Origin of the sequence: Pseudomonas sp. S30_BP2TU TE3576 (assembly GCF_050436025.1) — a bacterium.
In the GTDB taxonomy this organism is placed as follows: Bacteria; Pseudomonadota; Gammaproteobacteria; order Pseudomonadales; family Pseudomonadaceae; genus Aquipseudomonas.
Window position 1 is genome coordinate 3,969,685 of record NZ_JBNDLK010000001.1, and the last position, 20,910, is coordinate 3,990,594.

Below are 20,910 nucleotides of genomic sequence, written 5' to 3' on the forward strand. Positions count from 1 at the left end.
GTGCACAGGCTGCTGGGGTGGCTGCTGTGTTTGATTCCTGTGCTGGCAACGGCGCAGGACGAACCGCTGCGCCTGGCTTTCAACGGCGATTTGTCGTCGCTGAGCCGAACGCAGGTGATCGCCCGCGAGCCGTTGCCGCCGACGTTGCAGACGCCGCTGGGCAGTGTGTGGAAGTTGTTCGTCTACGCCTGGCTGGTCGATACCGGCGCACGTGAGCCGGCTTATGAATGTCGCGGCCAGTCGAAGGAAGAGGTTTATTGCTGCACGGCGGGCGGCAGGATCGAGCGTGATCAGGCGTTGGTGAAGTCATGCGGTTTGTATTTCGAACCCGCGCGGCTGGGCATCAGCGATGCAGGTTGGCGGGCGTATTGGCAGGCGCATCAAGCACCGCAATGGCTGCTGGATTTACCGTCGTTGCAACCGGCTACACGGGTTTCGGTGGCAGAACTGTTGAAGGTGTTGGCCGTGTTGCCGGCGCAGGATCAGGCCCGGCGTGTGCTGCTCGACGTTGTAATTAATGCCGCCGATGGCAACGTCGTCGGCGAACTCGGTAGCCGTCTGCGCGTGAAGACCTGGAGCTGGTCAGCGGATCAGGATGCCGCGTCGCGCCAAGGCGGGTTTGCCGGCTGGACGGCGGACGGTACACCGATCTGGGCCGGAGGACGGGGCACCAGTCAGCGGGTACTGCGTGATTACGCGCAGGCATTGTCTACGGTGATTTCTGTTGCATGGCCTGCGGATGCAGGGAAATGTGTAGAGGTCGGCCTGTTTTCCCGCTATCCACTCAAGCGCGTGCTGTCAGAGGGTCGTGTGGTGTCCTCCGGGGCGTTACGGGGTGACTACCGCGTCGAATTCGCCAATGGTAATGCGCTGGATATTCACAGCGACGGCGAAGTATTTCTGCTGAACGACAAGCTTGTGGCTCGTCTCGATCGCGAAGAGTACGTCGCCCGTGTGCTCCAGCGCGAAGCCAGTGCAGAACCGGTCGAGGCCGCCAAAGCCCTGGCCGTGGCCATCCGCACGTACCTGCTGCAAAACGCCACGCGCAGTGGTGACTGCCTGAGCATCGACGACAGCAGCAGCCGTCAGCGGGTCGCACCACGTCCGGCGTCGCCCGAGTCTCGCGACATTGCCGCGTGGACCGGCGACCTGATTCTGGCTGGCAGCACCGTCACCTACCATTCCGATCAACCCGGCCCGGACAAAATGTCCTGGCAGCAAGCCGTCGAACAGGCCCGTGCCGGCCAGCGCTACGACGCTATCCTGCTGCACGCCTACCCACGCGCCAGTCTCAGTCGCTGGGACAACCCGGTCGCGTCCTGCGAAGCGTTGCCCGTCGCGCAAGACTGGCTGCAGAAACAACGACGCGGCTGGCGTGCGCGGTTGGAAAGCGAGGTCGGCTACAACGAGGTCAGCACCTTCGCCGTATGCCGCCTGGCCTTCGGTCGCCCCTATGTCGACCGCGAACGCCAGCGTATCTACGTGCGCGGCGCGCAGACGCTGCAAGACCGTCTCGACCTGACCCACGAATACCTGCACCTGGCCTTCGAAGCACACCCCAACGGCCAGGATGAAACCTACATCGAAGGGCTCGCCCGCCACCTCTTGCTGGAATAGGCCATGAAACTCCGTTATCCACAGGTCTTGCTGTTTCTCCTTTCGCTGACGGCATTGCCGTGGGCGATGGCTTTGGACAGCGTCAAACTCGACACCCCTGCAGGTGGCTGGCGCACCGGCGCGGCTGAAGGCGAAGGGGAAAACTTCCGGCAGACCGTCAACTACCCGGCCTCCTCGGTGAACACCCCGACAGGGCAGGCCAACACGGCACGCATCAGCGGCCAGATCAAAGCCACAGCCAAATCCGCAGAACCCGGCCGGCTGATCGTCAACGGGGTGAGCATGCCGCTGAAAGTCGACCCGGCCGGCCGCTTCGATCGCCCGTTCTCATTCCCCAACGGCAGCAACAGTGTCGAAGTGCGCAGCCCTGATGGCCAACAACGTCATCGCACACAATTGCTCAACCGCAGCGGCGGTGCGACCCCGGCCAAATTGCGCGTATTACTGTCGTGGGACAGCGACAACACCGACCTCGACCTGCACCTGATCACCCCTGACGGCGCGCACATCTGGTACGGCGACCGCGTCGCCCCCAACGGCGCGGCGCTCGACGTCGACGTCACCACCGGCTACGGCCCGGAAATCTTCGCCATGCCCGCGCCGATCAAGGGGCAATATCTGGTCTATGTGAACTACTTCGGCGGCGGCTACAGCAGTGATGAAGAGGGGCAGGAAGACGCTGTACAAGCGCTGACCACGGCACAGGTGACGGTGATTACCGAAGAGGGCACGCCGAGCGAGAAGATGGAGACGTTTCTGGTGCCGATGCGGGCGGTGGGGGAGTTGACGTTGGTGAAGTCGTTCAGCTATCCGTGATCCTTGGCACCATACCGTAGGGGGCCGTTGAGCTTGAAAGCGAAGTCCGCCCGGCAGGGCTTCTTCCGGGGTAAAGATAGCGGTGTTTGGACGGGGTGGATTTGGCATCGGCCGTTTTGGCCTGGCAAGTGTTCTATGAGCGGGATGAAGGCTCGTCAGCGTTGTTTCATGCAGACATACATTGTGAGTGTTCCTGCGTCGATATCCGGAGTACTTGAAAGGACTCGCCCACTGACATGGAAATGCCCCGCCGTGAATGATCTCAGTAGCAATACTTCCCTCGACTCAGCTTTCAGCGAAATTACCCAACTGATTGTGACCGCGCGACATCGCGCCATGCAGGCGGTCAACACAGAGCTGATTGAACTGCACTGGCAGGTTGGAGCCTACATCAGTCGCAAAATTGAAGCGGCGGAGTGGGGTGATGGGGTGGTGGCTCAATTGGCCACTCACCTCGCTCATACTCAGCCCGGACTGCGGGGCTTTACCCGGCCTAACTTGTTTCGTATGCGTCAATTTTTCGAAGCGTACAGGCATGACGTAAAAGTCTCAGCACTGCTGAGACAATTGCCTTGGACACACAACATGATCATCCTCAACCAGAGCAAACGCCCGGAGGAACGTGAGTTTTACCTGCGCATGGCGATCCAGGAAAAATGGTCAAGCCGGGAGCTTGAGCGTCAGTTCAAGGCTGCACTGTTTGAACGCTCGGTGGTCAGCCCGGCAAAAGTATCAGCACCGCTGCGACAAATTCATCCCCAGGCCCTGGACGTGTTCAAGGACGCCTACGTGGTCGAGTTTCTGGCGTTGGAGCGTGGTCATGCAGAGACGGATTTGCATGGAGGTCTGCTGCACAAGCTCAGGGACTTTCTGATCGAACTGGGCAGGGACTTCTGCTTTGTTGGTTCGCAGTATCCCTTGCAGGTAGGTGGGCGTGACTTTGCGCTGGATCTGTTGTTTTTCCACCGTGGGCTGAACTGCCTGGTGGCGATTGAACTCAAGGTTGGGCGCTTTGAACCGGAATATTTGGGGAAGATGGATTTTTATCTTGAAGCGTTGGACCGCAATGTCCGCAAGCCGCACGAAAATCCGGCACTCGGCGTATTGTTATGTGCGTGCAAAGAGGACGAAATCGTCGAGTACGCCCTGAACCGCTCGCTGTCTCCGGCCTTGATCGCGGAGTACCACACCCAATTACCAGACAAGAAACTGTTGCAAGCCAAGTTGCAGGAGTTTTATGCGCTGAACACTGAAGAAATTGAGTGATTGTTGTCGTTGATCACTTTCTTTGAGGCATTAAAAAGCCGGCTTGTGGCCGGCTTCTCGGGGACTGGCTTGGATCATTTTTGGTAAACCGCGCCAGCCTTCAAAACGTACATCCGGATCTTGCGTCCGGCTGTGGGACTCGGCGAGAAAATCATCTGCCTTGTCGGTGCGATCTGAGCCGCGGGGCGGGTCGATGCGCAAATGTGGGGCGCAGCATACTGATTTTTTTGAAGAATTCCCAGCTTGGTGTGCGGGGTAAAGGTATTACGGTGATCTGGATCACTACAGAAATGGTACTTCCGGCCTGCGCTTGTTCAGCGTCGACCACCAGAACACCCAACCCAATACTCGGATGTTCTGTTCCTCGATTTGTGCAGCCCTGAAGATTTCGTCCGGGTGCTCGGCGCTGTTGTGGCTGCGCATGCGCAACGCGTTACCGGGGACTCGATGCAGGTATTTGATTCGTAACATGCCGTCGTGCTCGATTGCATAGATTTCGCCATCGATAATTTGCGTTAGTCCGCGATCAATGGCGAGCATTGAACCGTCTTCAATTTTCTCGGCCATGCTGTTGCCAATCATATGGGCGCAGATGGCGTCGGCGTGGTTGATTTCCAGGGAGTCGAGGTGGCTGCGGGGCAATCGGATGGATTGGCCAGGATCTTCGACGACGTGGGTTTTGTTGGAGCCTGGGGCCGTGGCGGTTTCTTTGAAAAGGGGCAATTCGACGTCGGTGGGCTCGATGACCGTGTAGACACCGCGGATGGCCTGGGCGTCGAAAGTGTTGCCAGTCTCGTCGAGCAGGCGCAGGTGTCTGGCGTCTTTCGGACCTTCACCGGTTTTCAGCCATTCACTGTTCACGGAGAGTCGCATGGCGACTTCTTCCATGCAGTGGGCGGGCACACCGCGGGTGTACCAGTTATGGACATTTTGCGGCGCCGTGTTCAAAAATTCGGCAAAACCTGATGTCGTGATGTTGGCAAGTCGAAGGAGCGCTCGAAAGCGTGGGCCGCTAGTGTTCTTTTTCATAAACACGAGTCTACGGAGGCGGAATAAGGCTTTGAATAAACGAGCTGTTCAAATTCGAGGGAAATTTAAGACTTGATGTAAGACGTAAACGGCGAAAATTAAACAAGAAAAAACCAAACCAGAGGTTCTTTAAACACAATGTTTAAGTGGTGCTTTCCAAACGCCCACAAAAAACCCCGGATCGCCCGGGGTTTTTCTTGCCGCTTGCCGCTAAAAGCTTGCAGCTGCTCTTAGCCTTTATAGGCAGCAACCGACTTGGTGATCGCTTCGCGGGCGGCGTCTGCACCGTCCCAGCCTTCAATTTTCACCCATTTGCCTTTTTCGAGATCTTTGTAGTTCGCGAAGAAGTGCTCGATCTGCTGGATCAGCAGCGCTGGCAGATCGGTGTATTCCTTCACATCGACGTACAGCTGGGACAGCTTGTCGTGTGGGACTGCGATGACTTTGGCATCGCCGCCGCCGTCGTCGGTCATGTTCAGGATGCCGACTGGACGCGCGCGGATCACCGAACCTGGAGCAACCGGGTAAGGGGTTACAACCAGCACGTCGAGGGGATCACCGTCGTCAGCCAGGGTGTTCGGGATGTAACCGTAGTTGGCCGGGTAGAACATTGGGGTGGCCATGAAACGGTCAACGAACAGGCAATCGCTGTCTTTGTCGATTTCGTATTTGATCGGCGCGTGGTTGGCCGGAATCTCGATCGCGACGTAGATGTCGTTCGGCAGGTCTTTGCCAGCCGGAATCTTGCTGTAGCTCATTGGGCGTTGCCCCCGTTAGTTGACCAAAAACACTTGGCCGGATTGGCCAAAAAGTGGCGGCGATTATAGGCATATTCCTGGATCGACGCCATGTACCAGAAGTCGTATGGCGCTCACTGGTGTGCCTGATAGACAGGGTCTTGCGCCTGAAGTTGCTTCAACCTCGCCAGCGGGTCCTGGCGATAGAACAGCTTCAACTGCTGGTACACCTGTGGATAAGCCTCGTGCAGCAAATCCGGGGCGCTGAAGAAGTATTCGCTGGTGACGGCGAAGAATTCGCCGGGGTTTTCCGCGGCGTACGGGTCGATGGCGGTTTCGGCATCGGGATTGCGGTCCAGTTGCCGGTTGAGGTCTTCGTAGGCCGCTTGCATGACGCTGGCCCATTCGCTGACCCGCATGTCAGGGTGCAGCGGCGGCAGGCCGTTGGCATCACCGTTGAGCATGTCGAGTTTGTGCGCCAGTTCGTGGATCACCAGGTTGTAGCCCTCCCAGCCACCGCTGGACATTACGCCGGGCCAGGCGAGGATGATCGGGCCTTGCTGCCAGGCCTCACCGCTGTGTTCACCGTCCCATTCGTGTTCGACGCCGCTGGCATCGCGATGGCGCTGGGGGCTGAGGAAGTCGTCGGGATAGAGAATGATTTCGTGGAAGCCCTGATACCAGTTCAGGTCGCCGAGGTGCAGCAGCGGTAGTTGCGCCTGGGCGGCGAGCAACAGGCGTTGTTCCTGATGCAGTTCGACACCGGGCAGGGCAGTCAGGTGCTTGTCTTCGAGGAACAGTACGCAGGCTTCGCGCAGCCATTGGTCTTCGGCGGCGCTGATGCCATCGAGAAAACTCAGGTGATGGCGCACCCGTTGCCACATGTCATCGGCAATCGGGTGCCTGGCCAGGATGCGCCGGCGACGCCAGGCGCTCAGGGACCACATCGTGTCAGCGCGATTCGGCTTTGGAGCTCGAACCCGCCAGGCGGTTACGCACGATGCTTATGATCATTGGCAGCAGCGACACCAGGATGATGCCGACTACCAGAAGCGACAGGTTCTTCTTGATGAACGGCACGTTGCCGAAGAAATAGCCGAGCGTCACCAGACCGCCGACCCACAGGACAGTGCCGAAGACACTGAAGGCAAAGAAACGCGGATACGGCATTTTCCCCACACCGGCGACGAATGGTGCAAAGGTGCGGATGATGGGCAGGAAACGCGCCAGGGTCACGGTTTTGCCGCCATGTTTGTCGTAGAAATCGTGGGTTTGTTGCAGGTAATCACGACGGAAGATCTTCGAGTCCGGATTGCTGAACAGTTTTTCACCCGCCGTTCGTCCAATGATGTAGTTGGTGCTATCACCCAGAATCGCCGCCAGCATCAGCAGACCGCCAAGCAGTACCGGGTCCATGCCGCCACCGGCCGCCACGGCACCGGCGATGAACAGCAGCGAGTCGCCCGGCAGGAAGGGTGTAACCACCAGGCCGGTTTCACAGAAGATCACCATAAACAGAATGGCGTAGATCCATGCCCCGTAGTTGGTTACAAGCATGTCGAGGTAGACGTCGAGATGCAGGACAATGTCGATTGGGTTGAAATCCATGGAAAGCACCTGTGGTAATGGCCCGACTCAGCAGGCCTGTGCGGATGACTTTGAGTAAGACTACAGATAAGGGTAGTTTTTCTTACAAGCCGGGAAGATCGGGATTATACGAGGCGAGAGGTGAAAATCGCGTCGAGATTGTAGCGAGGGATGTCGTGGTTTTTTACCGTGGCGCAAAATATTGTGGCGAGGGGGCTTGCCCCCGTTGGGTTGCGAAGCAGCCCTAATATCACTTATGCCGATTCCCCAGGCTAGCGATTGCGACTGCTTCGCAGCCGAACGGGGGCAAGCCCCCTCGCCACAGAGGCTCGTCCCGCTGCTGCAACCTTACAGTTCGTCGCTGATCGGCAGCACATAGTTCTTGAATTCGGTGTCTTCCTTGAATCCGATGGACTCGTAGGTTTTCTGCGCGACTTCGTTGTTGCTGCTGGTGGAAACACGCATGCGCACGGCATTGGTTTCCTTGGCCATTTTTTTTGCGGTGCGGATCAGGTTATCGGCCACCAACTGACGGCGGGCGTCTTCGGCGACATAGATGTCGTTGAGGATCCACACGCGTTTGAGTGAAAGCGATGAAAAGCTTGGATACAACTGGCAGAAGCCCATCAGTTTGTTGCTGTCGTCATCGGATAGCGCCAGGTAGATCACCGATTCCTTGCGACGCAGACGTTTCTCGAGGAACGCCCGGGACGAGTCCGGATACGGCAGGGAACCATAAAACTCGCGATATTTGACGAACAATGGGGTCAGCAGGTCCAGGTGTTCGAGGGTCGCTTGAATAATCCGCATGGTAGGTCTCGTCTTCAAGTGGCTGTCTTACGTCTCTGACGGCGATGGGAAACCCTTGGCGGCCGCGCCACGATCCTGCCTGAAACTGGTACGAATGTGCAATGCGCAAGCGGTTCAGGCACTCGGCGGGCCGAGCAGGAAATTACCTTTCATGTCAGTTCCCGCGTCTGACTCCAGTGTCTGAATCTGCGCCTCGTCCTTCAGATTGACCCCTGACAACTGCCGCCGGCAGGCTTCGCGCATTAAATACAGCAAACGGTGTGCCGCCATGCTGTAGCTCAGCCCTTCGAGCCGGACATTGGAGATGCAATTGCGCCAGGCATCCGTCAGGCCGACCTTTGGATTGTAGGTGAAATATAAACCCAGGCTGTCCGGGGAACTGAGGCCAGGGCGTTCGCCGATGAGGATCACGGTCATTTTTGCGCCAAGTAACTCACCGATCTCGTCGGCGACCGCCACCCGGCCCTGTTCCACGAGTATGACGGGCGCGATGGTCCAGTCGTCTGCCATTTGCTCTTCGAAGCGCGCCAGAAACGGCAGGGTGTGGCGATGGACGGCCAGTGCCGACAGGCCGTCGGCGACCACAATCACCAGATCCACGCCACCCGGATGGGTCGCCGCGTAATCACGCAGGGTCTGCGCCGATGCATCACTGAGTTTTCGCCCCAGGTCGGGGCGTTGCAGGTACATGTTGCGATCCGTCGCCGCGCTGTGCAGCAACAGGCTTTCGCGTCCGCGTTCGGCCAATTGCGAGTTGAGTGCTGCATGATCGAATGGCAGATGCACCGCATCCCGCGCCTGAGCATGGGCGTACTGGAAGTCCAGTTGTGCGTGGGTGGGAATGCTGGTGCCGGTTCGGCCCAAGGCAATCCGCGCTGGGGTCAGACGCCGTAGTTCCAGCCATGGGTTGTGGGGATCGAAGGGTAGTTTATCCATGTCATTGCTCATCCCAATTGCGCCAAGGCCTGCCGAAAGGCTGGCGGCAGGCTGTCGCCGAAGAGAATCCGGCCGTCCGCTTGAGTGAAAATGCCCATTTTCGCCAGCCATTGTTCGAACTCCGGTGCAGGCTTCAGGCCCAGAGTCTGGCGGGCATAGAGCGCGTCGTGGAACGAAGTGGTCTGGTAGTTGAGCATGATGTCGTCGGAGCCCGGGATACCCATGATGAAGTTGATCCCCGCCACGCCCAGCAGGGTCAGCAGGGTGTCCATGTCGTCCTGGTCGGCTTCGGCGTGGTTGGTGTAGCAGATGTCGCAGCCCATGGGCACACCCAAAAGCTTGCCGCAGAAGTGGTCTTCGAGGCCGGCGCGGATGATCTGTTTGCCGTTGTACAGGTATTCCGGGCCGATGAAGCCGACGACGGTGTTGACCAGAAACGGTTTGAAATGTCGTGCCACGGCGTAGGCGCGGGTTTCGCAGGTTTGTTGATCGACGCCGTGATGGGCGTTGGCCGACAGCGCGCTGCCCTGGCCGGTTTCGAAATACATCAGGTTTTGCCCGAGTGTGCCGCGATTGAGGCTCAATCCTGCGTCGTAACCTTCCTGCAATAGGTTGAGGTTGATGCCGAAACTGGCGTTGGCCGCCTCGGTGCCGGCAATCGACTGGAACACCAGGTCCAGCGGCACGCCGCGATTGACCGCTTCAATCGAGGTGGTGACGTGGGTCAGCACGCACGCCTGGGTCGGAATCTCATAGCGCTGGATGATCGCGTCGAGCATTTCCAGCATGGCGCAGATCGAGGCGATGCTGTCGGTGGCCGGGTTGATGCCGATCATTGCATCGCCGTTGCCGTGCAGCAGGCCGTCGAGAATGCTTGCGGCAATGCCGGCCGGCTCGTCGGTGGGGTGGTTGGGTTGCAGGCGCGTGGACAGGCGCCCGCGCAGCCCCAGGGTACCGCGAAACTTCGTGACCACGCGGATCTTCTGCGCCACCAGTACCAGATCCTGCACGCGCATGATCTTCGACACGGCGGCGACCATTTCCGGAGTCAGGCCGGGAGCCAGCGCGCGCAGGCTGTGTTCGTCGGCCGCGTCACTGAGCAGCCAGTCGCGAAAACCGCCGACGGTGAGGTGACTGACGACCGCGAAGGCTTGTTTGTCATGGGTGTCGATGATCAGTCGGGTGACTTCATCGGACTCATAGGGGATCAACACTTCCTGCAGGAAGTGGGTGAGCGGGATGTCGGCCAGGGTCATTTGAGCGGCCACGCGCTCGCCATCATTAAGGGCCGCAACGCCGGCCAGAAAATCCCCGGAGCGCGCCGGACTGGCCTTGGCCATCACTTCCTTGAGGCTGTCGAAGCGATAGGTCCGGGCGCCGACGGTATGGGCGAATGCAGCCATGGGGCGGTGTCCTCCAAAAAATACTGCAATCTGCTTTTCCTGTGGGAGCGGGCTTGCTCGCGAATACGGTGTGTCATTCAAAATAAATGTCGACCGACACGACGCCTTCGCGAGCAAGCCCGCTCCCACACGGGAATTGTGTGCACTTCAATAATGCAGGCGCCGGGCAGTGGGCCCGGCGCCGGTGCATTTCATATACCTTCGAGCATAGCGTCTGCCGGTGCCTCGGAACGTTGCTTGGCGGTCAGCTGGAAATACAGGTAACCGGCAACCATGAAACCGAGGAAAATCAGGCCGATCAAGGTGTTGAACCACGCCATTGCCACCAGGCACACCACTGCCAGAAACAGTGCGATCCCCGGCACGATCGGATACCCCGGGGCGCGGAAGGTGCGTTCCAGGTTCGGCTCGGTTTTACGCAGTTTGAACAGGCTCAGCATACTGATGATGTACATCACGATGGCGCCGAATACCGACATGGTGATCATTGCCGCCGTCAGGGTCATGCCTTGCAGGTTGACCAGGCCATCGCTGTAGATCGCCGCAATGCCGATCACACCGCCGGCCAGAATGGCCCGGTGTGGCGTCTGGAAACGCGAAAGTTTGGCCAGGCCTTTGGGCAGGTAACCGGCGCGAGCCAGGGCGAAGAACTGCCGGGAATAGCCAAGAATGATTCCGTGGAAACTCGCCACCAGGCCGAACAGGCCGATCCATACCAGCATGTGCATCCAGGTCGAATTATTGCCAACCACGGCTTTCATCGCCTGGGGCAGCGGATCGTTGATGTTCGACAGTTGACGCCAGTCGCCAACGCCGCCCGCCATCACCATCACGCCGATGGCCAGGAACACCAGGGTCAGAATGCCGCTGACGTAGGCCTTGGGGATGGTGCGTTTCGGGTCCTTGGCTTCTTCGGCGGCCATGGCTGCGCCTTCGATGGCGAGAAAGAACCAGATTGCGAAGGGAATGGCGGCGAAAATGCCGGGAATCGAAGCCATCGTGAATTCGTTGGCGCCTGACCAGCCATTGAGCACAAAGTTGCTAAAGCTGAAGCCCGGTGCGACCACGCCCATGAACACCAGCAGTTCAGCGACGGCCAGCACGGTGACCACAAGTTCGAAGGTGGCCGCGATGCTGACGCCGAGGATGTTCAAGCCCATGAACACGAAATAGGCGCCAACGGCGGCGATCTTCGGGTCCAGTTCCGGGTATTGCACGTTGAGGTAGGCGCCGATGGCCATGGCGATGGCCGGTGGTGCAAAGACGAATTCGATCAGGGTGGCGATGCCGGCGATCAACCCGCCTTTTTCACCAAAGGCCCGGCGGCTGTAGGCAAATGGCCCGCCAGCGTGGGGAATCGCAGTCGTCAGTTCAGTGAAGCTGAAGATGAAGCAGGTGTACATCGTCGCCACCATCAGTGCGGTGACGAGAAAACCCAGCGTGCCTGCGGTGCCCCAGCCGTAACTCCAGCCGAAATACTCGCCGGAGATCACCAGGCCGACAGCAATCCCCCATAAATGCAGGGTGCCGAGTGTGGGTTTGAGCTGTGTGGAAGAAGTAGTCATAAGTCCTCTCTATTTTTTTATTCTTCGATCTTTTGGACTTTCGGGTACGAAGGTTTGGGTGGAACGCTGAATAACGGGTACGCAAGGCCCGTGCCAGAGCGGCCAGGCTTTGGGTGTCGTGTGTTATCAATGACGCTTTCGCGAGCAAGCCCGCTCCCACAGAGGACTTGGTTCGCTCCACATTGCTCAAATGAGCACAAATCCAATGTGGGAGCGGGCTTGCTCGCGAAGGCGGTAGAAAGGGCGACACAGAAACACCTGTGTCGCCCCGGTCTTTTAGAAGAAGCCCAACGGATTGATGTCGTAGCTCACCAGCAGGTTTTTGGTCTGCTGATAGTGGTCGAGCATCATCTTGTGGGTTTCACGGCCGACGCCGGACTTCTTGTACCCGCCGAACGCGGCGTGCGCCGGGTACAGGTGGTAGCAGTTGGTCCACACGCGACCGGCCTTGATGGCACGGCCCATGCGGTAGGCGCGGTTGATGTCGCGGGTCCAGAGGCCGGCACCCAGGCCGAACTCGGTGTCGTTGGCGATGGCCAGGGCTTCGGCTTCGTCCTTGAAGGTGGTGATGCTCACCACCGGGCCGAAGATTTCTTCCTGGAACACGCGCATTTTGTTGGTGCCTTTGAGCAGGGTCGGCTGGATGTAATACCCGCTCGCCAGGTTGCCCTCGAGTTTTTCCACCTTGCCGCCGGTCAGCAGTTCGGCGCCTTCGCCCTTGGCAATTTCCAGGTACGAAAGGATTTTGTCGAATTGCTGCTCGGACGCCTGGGCGCCGACCATGGTCTCGGTGTCCAGCGGGTCGCCACGTTTGATTTGCAGGACCTTCTTCATCACCACTTGCATGAATTCGTCGTAGATCGACTCCTGCACCAGGGCACGGGAAGGGCAGGTGCAGACTTCGCCCTGGTTGAAGAACGCCAGCACCAGGCCTTCGGCGGCTTTCTCGATGAAGGACGGTTCGGCCTTCATGATGTCTTCGAAGAAGATGTTCGGCGACTTGCCACCCAGCTCCACGGTGGACGGAATGATGTTTTCCGCCGCGCATTTCATGATGTGCGAGCCGACCGGGGTCGAGCCGGTGAAGGCAATCTTGGCAATGCGCTTGCTGGTGGCCAGCGCTTCGCCGGCTTCTTTGCCGAAGCCTTGCACGATGTTCAGCACGCCCGGTGGCAGCAGGTCGCCGATCAGTTCGACCAGCACGGTAATGCCCAGCGGGGTTTGTTCGGCAGGCTTGAGGACCACACAGTTACCGGCCGCCAGAGCCGGAGCGAGTTTCCAGGCGGCCATCAGGATCGGGAAGTTCCACGGGATGATCTGCCCGACCACGCCCAGCGGTTCATGGATGTGATAAGCCACGGTGTTGCCGTCGATTTCGGCAGCGCTGCCTTCCTGGGCACGCAGGCAACCGGCGAAGTAGCGGAAGTGGTCGGCGGCCAGCGGGATGTCGGCGTTGAGGGTTTCACGCACGGCCTTGCCGTTGTCCCAGGACTCGGTGATTGCCAGGGTTTCCAGATTCTGCTCGATGCGGTCGGCGATTTTCAGCAGCACCAGCGAGCGCGCCTGGGCGGAGGTGGCACCCCATGCATCGGCAGCGGCGTGGGCGGCGTCCAGGGCCTTGTCGATGTCTTCGGCCGTGGAACGGGGGAATTCGGCAATCGGTTGGCCATTTACTGGCGAGGTATTGGTGAAGTACTGACCTTTGACAGGCGCGACGAACTCGCCGCCGATGTAGTTACCGTATTTGCTCTTGAACGAAACGATAGCGCCTTCAGTACCGGGGTGAGCGTAACGCATGGTGGTCTCTCCTTGCTTTTGTGCTTATAGGGAGTCGCGCATGTGCGCTTGCTTTAAGCGTAGAGCAAGGGCCGGGCCAGTGCCGTGCATGTCAGGCAAATCAAGGCCTTGCGTAGTTTTTGTCGGACGGCCGGGTGGCACCTGTGACGCTTTCGGTACGGCTCCCCGTGACACTTTGTACCGTTTTTGGCACGGTGTGTGACCGAGCGGTCTTGCCGGCATTGCAATGCGGGCCGGGCTGGAGGATGCTCGGCATCACATAACGCAATGCACATGTAGCATCTGCCGAAGGCTGCGTTCGAGGGCGAAGCACTCGCTTCGGTTCGGCAATGCAATCCGGGACACAGGTTTACGACCGCTCCGCGCCCGAACGCAGCCTGCGGCAGCTGCTACATGGAGGCGAGCCAGATCTTTCTGGGAGAATAATAAGAAATGCACGACAACCACTTGAGTCGCCATGCCCAGCAAGTATTGACCGTGACCCAGGGCAAGGCCCACCTGCACGGCCCCGGCAGCGATCCGTCCATCGCCCGTTCCTGGCTGCGCTGCCTTGAGGACTATCACCTCGATCCGGCCCTGAGCATCGCACCGACGGTGCTGGAACATGGCCGTGTCCTCGAAAGCCGCGAACGCTTGCAGCAAGTGCTGCACATCGCCGGCAATGAAATGACCAGCCTGCACCAGCAACTCTCCGGCGCCGGCCATGCGGTCTTGCTGACCGACGCCCGCGGCGTGATCCTCAACTGCGTCACCGCGCCCGCCGAACGGCAGATTTTCGAACGTGCCGGGCTCTGGCTCGGCGCCGACTGGAGCGAGGCCTGCGAAGGTACCAACGGCATCGGCACCTGCCTGGTGGAGCGTCAGTCGCTGACCATCCATCAGGACGAACACTTTCGCGGCCGCCACACCGGCCTGACCTGCTCGGCGAGCCCGGTCTTCGATCCCCATGGCGAATTGCTGGCGGTGCTCGACGTGTCGTCGGCGCGGCGTGATGCGTCGCGGCAAAGTCAGTTCCACACCATGGCGCTGGTCAACCTGTCGGCGAAGATGATCGAGAGCTGCTACTTCCTGCGCTGCTTCGACAACCAATGGTTGCTGCGTTTTCACTTGCAGGCCGAGTCCGTCGGCTTGTTCAGCGAAGGGTTGCTGGCGTTCGATGGCGAAGGGCGCATTTGCGCGGTCAATCAAAGTGCGCTGAACCTGCTGGGGCATATTCGCGGCGGCTTGCTGGGTAAACCGGTGGAGGCGTTTTTCGATTGTTCGCTCGATGAGTTGTTGGGGCGCGCGAGCATTAATGCCGCGGCCAGTTGGCCGTTGCGCACCCGTGATGGTCGCAAGCTGTTCGCGGTATTGCGCGGTGAGGCGCGGCGGCCGCTGCCGACTCCGGCGGTGCCTGCTCCCACGGTTGCACAAGCACCGCGCCTGTCGGGCATTTGCCTGGACGATGCGGCGTTGCAGGCGGACTTCCGCAAGGCCTTGCGCGTCTACGAGCGCGACGTGCCGTTGCTGATCAATGGCGAAACCGGTTCCGGCAAAGAAGCCTTCGCGAAAGCGGTGCACCACGCCAGCCAGCGGGCGGAAAAAGCTTTCGTCGCCCTCAACTGCGCGGCCATTCCCGAAAGCCTGATTGAAAGCGAGCTGTTTGGTTATCGCGGCGGCAGCTTTACCGGTGCGCGCAAGGAAGGCATGCGCGGCAAGTTGCAGCAGGCCGACGGCGGGACATTGTTCCTCGATGAAATCGGTGACATGCCACTGGCCCTGCAGACGCGGTTGCTGAGGGTGCTGGAAGACCGGCAAGTGGTGCCGATCGGTGGCGAGCCGGAATCGGTGAATGTGCGGATCATCAGTGCCACTCACCGCAACTTGCTGGATCGTGTGCAGGACGGCAGCTTCCGTGAGGATTTGTATTACCGGCTCAACGGGCTGGAAGTTGCATTGCCGGCCTTGCGTGAGCGCAGTGACAAATCCCGGTTACTCGATTTTCTGCTGGCCGAGGAAGCGGGCGGAGAAACCGTGTTGATCGACGGGCCGGCGCGGGAGGCTCTGCTGGGCTTTGCCTGGCCGGGCAACGTGCGGCAATTGCGCAATGTGCTGCGTACGTTGGCAGCGCTGTGTGAAGACGGGCGGATCGGTCTGGAAGATTTGCCGGCGATGATTCGACAGGCGCGGCCGGTGGTGTCGACGATTGAAGAGGTGTCGGAGCATCCGCTGGAAGATGCCGAGCGGCTGGCGTTGCTCACGGCGCTGGGGCAGACGCGCTGGCATATGACGCATACGGCGGAGCAGCTTGGGGTCAGTCGCAATACCCTGTATCGCAAGCTGCGTAAGCACGGTATCGCCCGGTAAACCGTGTCGCGGCCATTCGCGAGCAAGCCCGCTCCCACATTGGTTTTATAGTGAACACAACTTTGTGAACACCTCCGAGCAAAATGTGGGAGCGGGCTTGCTCGCGAAGGCGTCTTCAGATCTGAAACATCAGGTGCGATTTTTCCAACCCTACGCTAACCTGCGGCCATGTTTTAAGAGGTCGACTAATGCACATTCATATTCTGGGTATCTGCGGGACTTTCATGGGCTCGATGGCGGTTCTGGCCAAAGAGCTGGGCCATCACGTGACCGGCTCCGATGCCAACGTCTATCCGCCGATGAGTACTCAACTGCAAGCCCAGGGCATCGAGCTGACCCAAGGCTACGACCCGGCGCAACTTGATCCGGCCCCCGATCTGGTGGTGATCGGCAACGCCATGTCGCGGGGCAACCCGGCCGTGGAGTACGTGCTGAACAAAGGCCTGCCTTACGTCTCCGGCCCGCAATGGCTGGCCGATCACGTGCTGCAAGGTCGCTGGGTGCTGGCGGTTGCCGGTACGCACGGCAAGACCACCACCAGCAGCATGCTGGCCTGGGTGCTGGAGTATGCGGGCATGGCCCCGGGCTTCCTGATCGGCGGCGTACCGCAAAATTTCTCGGTGTCGGCACGCCTGGGCGATACACCGTTCTTCGTCATCGAAGCCGATGAATACGACAGCGCATTCTTCGACAAGCGCTCCAAGTTCGTGCACTACCGTCCGCGCACCGCGATCCTGAACAATCTGGAATTCGATCACGCGGACATCTTCCCGGACCTGCCGGCCATCGAGCGGCAGTTCCATCACCTGGTGCGGACCATCCCGAGCGAGGGCCTGGTGATTCATCCGACCACTGAGCCAGCCTTGTTGCGCGTCATCGAAATGGGTTGCTGGACCCCGGTGCAAACCACCGGTGCCGGCGGTCAGTGGCAGGTCAAGCTGCTCAGTGAAGATGGCTCGAAGTTCGAAGTGATGTTCGACGGTGTTGCCCAGGGTGTGGTCGAGTGGGACATGACTGGCCAGCACAATGTCGCCAACGCCCTGGCAACCCTTGCTGCCGCACGCCACGTCGGTGTGGTGCCGTCCATGGGCATCGCCGCGTTGAGTGCCTTCAAAAGCGTGAAGCGCCGGATGGAGAAAGTCGCGGAAGTCCGTGGCATCACCATTTATGACGACTTCGCTCACCACCCGACCGCTATTGCCACCACCCTCGACGGCCTGCGCAAGCGCATCGGCGATGCACCGCTGATGGCGATCATCGAGCCGCGTTCCAACTCGATGAAGCTCGGCGCGCACCGTGACGGTTTGCCGGAAAGCGTGGTCGATGCCGATCAGGTGATCTGGTACGCACCGGCCAACCTCGGCTGGGACCTGGCGGGCACTGCGGCGCTGTGCACTGTGCCGTCGATTGTCAGTGATTCCCTGGAAGGCATCATCGAGCGCGTGAAGAGCCAGGCCCAACCCGGTACTCACGTGGTGATCATGAGCAACGGCGGCTTCGGTGGCCTGCACGGCAAACTCGCCGAGGCGCTGAAATGAACAACGGCCCGGACCGCATCACCCTGGCGATGACCGGCGCTTCCGGCGCCCAATATGGTCTGCGCCTGCTCGACTGTCTGGTGCGGGAAGATCGTGAAGTGCACTTCCTGATTTCCAAGGCTGCGCAACTGGTGATGGCCACCGAAACCGACGTCACGCTGCCGGCCAAACCGCAGATGATGCAGGCTTTCCTCACTGAATACACCGGCGCTGCCGCCGGGCAGATTCGGGTGTACGGCAAGGAAGACTGGATGGCGCCGGTGGCTTCGGGTTCCGGCGCGCCAGCGGCGATGGTGGTGGTGCCGTGTTCCACGGGCACGTTGTCGGCCATCGCCACCGGCGCCTGCAACAACCTGATCGAACGGGCCGCCGACGTGACACTGAAAGAGCGTCGGCAGTTGATCCTGGTGCCCCGTGAAGCGCCGTATTCGAGCATTCATCTGGAGCACATGCTCAAGTTGTCGAACATGGGCGTGACAATCCTGCCGGCATCACCGGGCTTTTATCATCAGCCGCAAACCATCGACGACCTGATCGATTTCGTCGTGGCACGGATCCTTAACCAGCTGAATATTCCTCAGGACATGTTGCCGCGCTGGGGCGAGCATCATCTGAACAGCGATGAATAAGTGGCTGGTGGTTGTGCTGGCGCTGCAATTGGCCGGGTGCGCGACGGCGCGCACGCTCGATGCGGCCAAGCCGGGTGCGCCGGTGGTGTACTCGGGGACTCGCCTGGATTTGTACGCGATGAACGGTGGGTGCTGCGCCAAGGACCGTTTCGGAGCCGAAGCACCGAGCTACCCGGGTGTCGATCTACCGGCGAGTGCGTTGCTGGACACGCTGTTATTGCCGTTGTCGTTGTTGACGGTGATTGGGGTGAACTTTCAGGCGACGGGTGGGATGTAGGGGAGTGTTGTGGCGAGGGGGCTTGCCCCCGTTCGGCTGCGCAGCAGTCGTAAATCCTGTGCACGCGGAGCAACAGATAAATCGAGTTGACTGGTTTTGGGGGCTGCTTCGCAGCCGAACGGGGGCAAGCCCCCTCGCCACAGGTCCGCGGCTTATTTGCCTAACTTCCTGAGTTCATCCGACTCGACAATCCGCACGCCATCCTGCTCTTCAAGCGCCAGGCGCCACATTGCGCGGGCCAGCTGGCACGCTTCGATGCCGTGGTATTTGCCAGGAATCAGTCGTGACAACGGCCCTGCGACTTTTTCGGCCAGGCGCGGCTCAGCGCGATCTCCCAGCAACAGCGAAGGGCGGCAAATAGTCAGCTGCGGCCAGTTCTGCGCGCGCAATGCGTACTCCATCTCGCCTTTGACCCGGTTGTAGAAAATCGGGGATCTGCGATCGGCTCCCAGAGCACTGATCACGATCAGGTGCCGTGCGCCCATCTCCCGTGCGCGTTTGGCAAAGGCCACAACCATGTCCAGGTCCACCGCACGGAACGCTTCTTCCGAGCCCGCCTGTTTGATGGTGGTGCCCAGGCAGCAGTAGGCGATGTCGACACGACCGTTCAGCTGCGGCAGAAACACCGCCGGGTCGCCGACCGGGTTTTCAAGGTGGGGATGCTTGGCCAAAGGCCGGCGTGACGGCGCCAGTACCCGCGAAATCGTTGGCTCGTTAAGCAGGCGATCAAGCAGATGTTCACCCGTCAAACCGGTGGCTCCGGCGATCAGCACATGCTGTGGCGTCAAGTACATAGTGTTTCTCCCTTGATACTGTTCAGCTTAGTTGCTGTTTGCATCCTTGCTTTCCATAGATGCACTTTGCAGTGCTTTTCGTGCCTGCTGTTTACGCAAAAGTTGCCAATGCGAGAGGACGGTTCTCGGTGCCCAGATCTGTGGTTCGGACGCCTCGAAACCGTCTGCCAGTTCACGTTCGGCGACAGTGGCCTTGGCCAGTTTGAAGGCTTGTTCAAGATCATCGGTCTGGTTCAGGGCCTGGGCGAACAGGGCATCGCCGAAGTAGGTGAAGTTGGCTTCCTCCGAGCAGCCGAAGGACACCCGGTCGCCCCGCGAGGCCGTTATGATCAGGGTCCGTTCATCCTTGAGGGCGGGGATGAAACCGCCGGAGTAGCAGGACGAAATCACGATGATCTTGTCGCGGTTTTTCAATGGGGCGAGCACGGCGGCCATTTCGTCGGCAGGCAGATCCGCCAGCTCCATGCGCGGCTGGTCAAGCACCAGCTCGTGTTCGCTGGTGCCATGGCTGGACAGGTAAATGAAAATCAGGTCTTCCGGCCCGCTGCGTTCGGCCAGCGTCAGGGCGGCCCGGCGCAGGTTTTCCCGGGTAGCCATCGGGCGGTCGGCGAGGTGGTCTCGATGGTTTACCAGGCGAATCTGGCCGAAGGTGCCGAAACGGGTGGTGAGCATATTGGCGACGTAGTCGGATTCGCGCAGAAACACGCTTTGCTTGCCATCACCGCCCAGGGTCAGCGAATACAGTTCCACCGCCGGGGTCGAGGGCGGAACGTTGGCCAGCGCTGCGTCGAGCAAGCGCCCCTGTGCCAGCAGGCCGAGTTCCAGTGTGTCTGGCAACAATTTGCCGTCGGCGTCGCGCACGCGCTGGCCGTTGATCCAGGTGCCGCTGAGCACGGTGCCATCGGTCAACACCAACGTACCGCGCCCTTGATAACTGTCGTTGTCGAACTGGCCGGTGTAAAAGCTGCCGTCGGGCAGGTTCAGTCGGCCCTGGCCGGAAAAGCGCCAGTCGTTGAACTGGCCGATGTAGTGGCTGCCGTCAGTACCGATCAACTCGCCCTTGCCATTCAGCGAGCCTTCCTTGAACTGACCCAGCCAGACATCGCCGTCGGCGTTTTCGTAGCGGCCCTTGCCGTGCAGTTGATTGTTCTTGAAGCTGCCGACATAGATGTCGCCGTCGGCGCTGTTGAAAGTCCCGTTGCCTTCGAGCTGGCCGTCGACGAAATGCCCGGTGAACTGATTGCCGTTGCCGTCGCCGCGCTGGCCTTCGCCATTGGGTTTGCCGTGGGCGAACTGGCCCTGATAGGAACTGCCGTCTTCGAGCTCGAGGCGACCCAGACCGGCGTATTGATCGGCCTTGAACTCGCCGCGATAGCTCATGCCGTTTTCTTTGAGGGTGCCTTCGCCGTCGCGCCGGCCGGCCTTGAAACCGCCGCTGTAGTTGCTGGCGTTGGTGGTCAGTGCCCCCTGGCCGTCGAACAGTCCCTGCTTGAACTGCCCGCGATAGACTTCGCCATTACTGCCATGCCATTCGCCCTGGCCGTGCCACTGGCCTTTATCGAATTCGCCGGCGTACCAGCTGCCGTTCGGATAGTCGATACGCCCCTTGCCTTGCAGCAAGCCATTGACCAGGTCGCCGCGATAACGTCCGCCGTCCGGCAGGCGCGCGTCGGGGGGCAAAGGCGATTCGCCGTTGCCGCAAGCGGTGAGCATCAGGGTCAAGGCAAGGAGTGCAAGTGGGCGCATAGCGGATTCCGGGCAAT

18 protein-coding genes are annotated in these 20,910 nt (G+C 60.0%); 7 read left to right on the plus strand and 11 right to left on the minus strand.

The features are described 5' to 3' along the window. The 3 genes from ABIA48_RS18080 to ABIA48_RS18090 all read left to right on the plus strand — a co-directional run bounded on the left by ABIA48_RS18080 (nucleotide 1) and on the right by ABIA48_RS18090 (nucleotide 3,699). On the plus strand, nucleotides 1-1,617 hold the full coding sequence (locus tag ABIA48_RS18080) for a DUF2300 domain-containing protein (RefSeq protein WP_429490338.1): 1,617 nt from the start codon (nucleotides 1-3) through the stop codon (nucleotides 1,615-1,617). 3 nt (nucleotides 1,618-1,620) lie between these two features. Next, the gene (locus ABIA48_RS18085) at nucleotides 1,621-2,433 is read left to right on the plus strand and encodes a YfaP family protein (protein ID WP_429490340.1); all 813 of its coding nucleotides are present in this window, start codon (nucleotides 1,621-1,623) and stop codon (nucleotides 2,431-2,433) included. A gap of 252 nt (nucleotides 2,434-2,685) precedes the next feature. Continuing rightward, nucleotides 2,686-3,699 carry a PDDEXK nuclease domain-containing protein gene (locus ABIA48_RS18090; protein WP_310061274.1) on the plus strand — a complete coding sequence of 338 codons (1,014 nt, stop codon included), beginning with the start codon at nucleotides 2,686-2,688 and terminating at the stop codon, nucleotides 3,697-3,699. A 282-nt stretch (nucleotides 3,700-3,981) separates the two neighbouring features. Here ABIA48_RS18090 and ABIA48_RS18095 read toward each other — a convergent pair whose 3' ends face one another. From ABIA48_RS18095 to exaC, 9 genes are all read right to left on the minus strand, one after another. Next, on the minus strand, nucleotides 3,982-4,728 hold the full coding sequence (locus tag ABIA48_RS18095; protein WP_429490342.1) for a LexA family transcriptional regulator: 747 nt from the start codon (nucleotides 4,726-4,728) through the stop codon (nucleotides 3,982-3,984). A gap of 230 nt (nucleotides 4,729-4,958) precedes the next feature. After that, nucleotides 4,959-5,486 carry an inorganic diphosphatase gene (ppa, locus tag ABIA48_RS18100; RefSeq protein WP_204933516.1) on the minus strand — a complete coding sequence of 176 codons (528 nt, stop codon included), beginning with the start codon at nucleotides 5,484-5,486 and terminating at the stop codon, nucleotides 4,959-4,961. A gap of 113 nt (nucleotides 5,487-5,599) precedes the next feature. Next, nucleotides 5,600-6,412 (minus strand): zinc-dependent peptidase, encoded by an 813-nt coding sequence (locus ABIA48_RS18105; RefSeq protein WP_429490344.1) that lies wholly within the window; start codon nucleotides 6,410-6,412, stop codon nucleotides 5,600-5,602. Nucleotides 6,413-6,416: 4 nt separating this feature from the next. Then, nucleotides 6,417-7,073 carry a DedA family protein gene (locus ABIA48_RS18110; RefSeq protein ID WP_429490346.1) on the minus strand — a complete coding sequence of 219 codons (657 nt, stop codon included), beginning with the start codon at nucleotides 7,071-7,073 and terminating at the stop codon, nucleotides 6,417-6,419. 327 nt (nucleotides 7,074-7,400) lie between these two features. Further along, nucleotides 7,401-7,862, minus strand: a complete 462-nt coding sequence (locus tag ABIA48_RS18115) for a GNAT family N-acetyltransferase (protein ID WP_007990572.1) — start codon at nucleotides 7,860-7,862, stop codon at nucleotides 7,401-7,403. 114 nt (nucleotides 7,863-7,976) lie between these two features. After that, nucleotides 7,977-8,810 (minus strand): ethanolamine ammonia-lyase subunit EutC, encoded by an 834-nt coding sequence (gene eutC / locus ABIA48_RS18120; RefSeq protein ID WP_429490348.1) that lies wholly within the window; start codon nucleotides 8,808-8,810, stop codon nucleotides 7,977-7,979. After that, on the minus strand, nucleotides 8,807-10,201 hold the full coding sequence (locus tag ABIA48_RS18125) for an ethanolamine ammonia-lyase subunit EutB (protein ID WP_429490350.1): 1,395 nt from the start codon (nucleotides 10,199-10,201) through the stop codon (nucleotides 8,807-8,809). Before ABIA48_RS18125 ends, eutC begins: the two co-directional genes overlap by 4 nt. 191 nt (nucleotides 10,202-10,392) lie before the next feature. Next, a complete protein-coding gene (gene eat / locus ABIA48_RS18130; protein ID WP_429490352.1) occupies nucleotides 10,393-11,766 on the minus strand; it encodes an ethanolamine permease in 1,374 nt (457 codons plus the stop codon). A gap of 276 nt (nucleotides 11,767-12,042) precedes the next feature. After that, on the minus strand, nucleotides 12,043-13,563 hold the full coding sequence (gene exaC / locus ABIA48_RS18135) for an acetaldehyde dehydrogenase ExaC (RefSeq protein ID WP_277532115.1): 1,521 nt from the start codon (nucleotides 13,561-13,563) through the stop codon (nucleotides 12,043-12,045). A 432-nt stretch (nucleotides 13,564-13,995) separates the two neighbouring features. Between exaC and ABIA48_RS18140 the strand changes: the two genes are divergently transcribed. From ABIA48_RS18140 to ABIA48_RS18155, 4 genes are all read left to right on the plus strand, one after another. Further along, the gene (locus ABIA48_RS18140) at nucleotides 13,996-15,909 is read left to right on the plus strand and encodes a sigma-54-dependent Fis family transcriptional regulator (protein WP_429490354.1); all 1,914 of its coding nucleotides are present in this window, start codon (nucleotides 13,996-13,998) and stop codon (nucleotides 15,907-15,909) included. Nucleotides 15,910-16,097: 188 nt separating this feature from the next. Continuing rightward, nucleotides 16,098-17,447, plus strand: coding sequence for a UDP-N-acetylmuramate:L-alanyl-gamma-D-glutamyl-meso-diaminopimelate ligase (mpl, locus tag ABIA48_RS18145; RefSeq protein WP_204933509.1), 1,350 nt, complete (start codon nucleotides 16,098-16,100; stop codon nucleotides 17,445-17,447). Beyond that, entirely contained in the window at nucleotides 17,444-18,076 is a 633-nt protein-coding gene (gene ubiX / locus ABIA48_RS18150) for a flavin prenyltransferase UbiX (RefSeq protein WP_429490357.1), read from the plus strand. The genes mpl and ubiX overlap by 4 nt, the downstream gene beginning before the upstream one ends. Then, complete coding sequence (locus tag ABIA48_RS18155; RefSeq protein WP_429490359.1) at nucleotides 18,069-18,353, plus strand: YceK/YidQ family lipoprotein; 285 nt, start codon at nucleotides 18,069-18,071, stop codon at nucleotides 18,351-18,353. The genes ubiX and ABIA48_RS18155 overlap by 8 nt, the downstream gene beginning before the upstream one ends. Before the next feature lie 152 nt (nucleotides 18,354-18,505). Here ABIA48_RS18155 and ABIA48_RS18160 read toward each other — a convergent pair whose 3' ends face one another. Together ABIA48_RS18160 and ABIA48_RS18165 are read right to left on the minus strand one after the other, a co-directional pair. Then, nucleotides 18,506-19,147 (minus strand): oxidoreductase, encoded by a 642-nt coding sequence (locus tag ABIA48_RS18160; protein ID WP_429490361.1) that lies wholly within the window; start codon nucleotides 19,145-19,147, stop codon nucleotides 18,506-18,508. A 27-nt stretch (nucleotides 19,148-19,174) separates the two neighbouring features. Further along, nucleotides 19,175-20,893 carry a C13 family peptidase gene (locus tag ABIA48_RS18165; protein ID WP_429490363.1) on the minus strand — a complete coding sequence of 573 codons (1,719 nt, stop codon included), beginning with the start codon at nucleotides 20,891-20,893 and terminating at the stop codon, nucleotides 19,175-19,177. Nucleotides 20,894-20,910: the final 17 nt, after the last annotated feature.